The sequence below is a fragment of the Streptomyces alkaliphilus genome (assembly GCF_014141535.1).
In the GTDB taxonomy this organism is placed as follows: domain Bacteria; phylum Actinomycetota; class Actinomycetes; order Streptomycetales; family Streptomycetaceae; genus Streptomyces; species Streptomyces alkaliphilus.
This window is the reverse complement of the sequence record NZ_VKHT01000885.1, coordinates 1-2,085: the sequence shown is the minus strand read 5'-3', so window position 1 is coordinate 2,085 and position 2,085 is coordinate 1. Positions and strand designations below refer to the sequence as shown.

Sequence of the window (2,085 nt, the reverse complement as noted above, 5' to 3'; positions counted from 1 at the left end):
GGTCTGCGTCGGTCTGGGGGTCTCCTCCCCGGCCCACGCGGCCGAGGTGGCGGGGTACGCGGACGGCGTGATCGTGGGATCCGCCTTCGTCAAACTCCTGCTGCCCGCGGCGGACGGGGAGGGCGAGCCCGGAGCCCCGGTGGACACCGTCGCGGCCCTCTCCCGGGTGCGGGAGCTCGCGGAGGACCTGGCCGCAGGCGTCCGTCGCCGCTGAGCGCCCGGCGTCGGCACGCCCCCTCGGGTGGCGTGCCGACGCCGGGGCCCGACACGCCGCGCCGGCACGGCCGGCGCCCCCGGGACGCCCGGGCGACCTAGCGTGAGGAGATGCGCGTACTGGTCACCGGCGGTGCCGGATTCATCGGTTCCCACGTCGTCGACGTCCTGATCACGGCGGGAAGGGTGCCCGTGGTGCTCGACACCGAGCCGCGCGGGCACCATCATCCCGACGTGCCCTGGTACCAGGGTGACGTCCGTGACCCCGAGGCGGTGGAACGGGCCCTCGCCGGGGTGGACGCGGTCTGCCACCAGGCGGCCATGGTCGGCCTGGGCAACGGCTTCTCCGACGCGGTGGAGTACGTCTCGCGCAACGACCTGGGGACCGCCGTCCTGCTCGAGGCGATGGCGCGCCTCGACATCCGGCGACTGGTACTCGCCGGCTCCATGGTGGTCTACGGGGAGGGGCGCTACACCTGCCCGGAGCACGGGACCGTGCGCCCGGGGCCCCGGGCGCCGCAGGCACTGGACGCCGGTCGTTTCGAACCGCCCTGCCCCCGGTGCGGGCGCGACCTGGAGCCCGGCCTCGTCGGCGAGGACGCCCCCCTCGATCCGCGCAACGTCTACGCGACGACCAAGCTGGCCCAGGAGCATCTGGCCGCCGCCTGGGCCCGCGCGGAGGGCGCCCGGGCGATCTCGCTGCGCTACCACAACGTGTACGGGGAGCGGATGCCGCGCGACACCCCCTACGCGGGGGTGGCCTCCTTCTTCCGCTCGGCGCTGGAACGCGGCGAGGCGCCCCGGGTCTTCGAGGACGGGGCCCAGCGTCGGGATTTCGTGCACGTCACGGACGTGGCGGCGGCCAACCTGGCGGCCCTGGACGCACTGGAGACCCGTCCGAGGGGAACGCTGCGGGCCTACAACACCGGCAGCGGTGACCCGCACACGGTGGGGGAGATGGCCACGGCGCTCGCCGATGCCTTCGGCGGTCCCGCCCCCCGGTTGACGGGGGAGTACCGGCTCGGCGACGTCCGACACATCACCGCATCCTCCTCGCGGTTGCGGGAGGAGCTGGGGTGGCGGCCCCGGGTGGGGTTCGCCGAGGGCATGACGCGGTTCGCGGCCGATCCGCTGCGACCCGCCGAGCCGGTCCGTTCGCCCCGGTGACCGGGGCGAACGGGAGATCCCGGGCCCCGGGTTCCGGGGCCGGATCGGCATGAGGTGGCTGTTTCCGGAGAGACGAGCGGTACGGCGGAGGCGACCGGGACGGGTACGGCGCGCGGTGAGCGGCAGGTCCCACCGTTGGCGTTCACATGAAGTTAGCTTTTTGTTATGAGCAACTGGTCGTGTTCGTTGTCGAGGCGTGTTCCCGGCGTTCCGGACGGCGGAGCGACCGCGGGAGTCCGACGCTCCCCGACCGCCACCGGTCACCACCGCCGTCCCATCGGAAGGGGAATCGGATGAGCGAGACCGCTTCCCGGGAGGTCGGGGCCCCGGGGGACGTCCGTCCGGACATCCACGGGGACCTCGTGCTGCCCTGCCTGAACGAGGCCGCCGCCCTGCCCTGGGTGCTGGGCCGCATCCCTCCCGGTTGGCGCCCCCTGGTCGTCGACAACGGGTCCACCGACGGATCCGCGCGGATCGCCGCCGAACTCGGCGCCCGCGTGATCCGGGAGACCCGGCGCGGCTTCGGCGCCGCCTGCCACGCCGGTCTCCTCGCCGCCGAGGCCGATCTGGTCGCCTTCTGCGACTGCGATGCCACCCTCGACCCCCGGGCCCTCACCCGGATGGCCGAACCCGTGCGGGCGGGCTCCACCGACCTCGTCCTCGCCCGTCGCCGTCCCACCACCCCCCTGTCTCTTATACACACCT

General features: G+C 74.2%; 3 protein-coding genes. All 3 read left to right on the top strand.

Annotated elements, in window-relative coordinates; all coding sequences use genetic code 11:
* Positions 1-214, top strand: a 214-nt coding sequence (locus tag FNQ90_RS20805) for a tryptophan synthase subunit alpha (RefSeq protein ID WP_182607755.1), incomplete at its 5' end; no start/stop codon positions are given.
* 110 nt (positions 215-324) lie between these two features.
* Positions 325-1,380 (top strand): NAD-dependent epimerase/dehydratase family protein, encoded by a 1,056-nt coding sequence (locus FNQ90_RS20800; RefSeq protein ID WP_182607754.1) that lies wholly within the window; start codon positions 325-327, stop codon positions 1,378-1,380.
* A 293-nt stretch (positions 1,381-1,673) separates the two neighbouring features.
* On the top strand, positions 1,674-2,085 hold a 412-nt coding region (locus tag FNQ90_RS20795), incomplete at its 3' end, for a glycosyltransferase family 2 protein (RefSeq protein WP_182607753.1).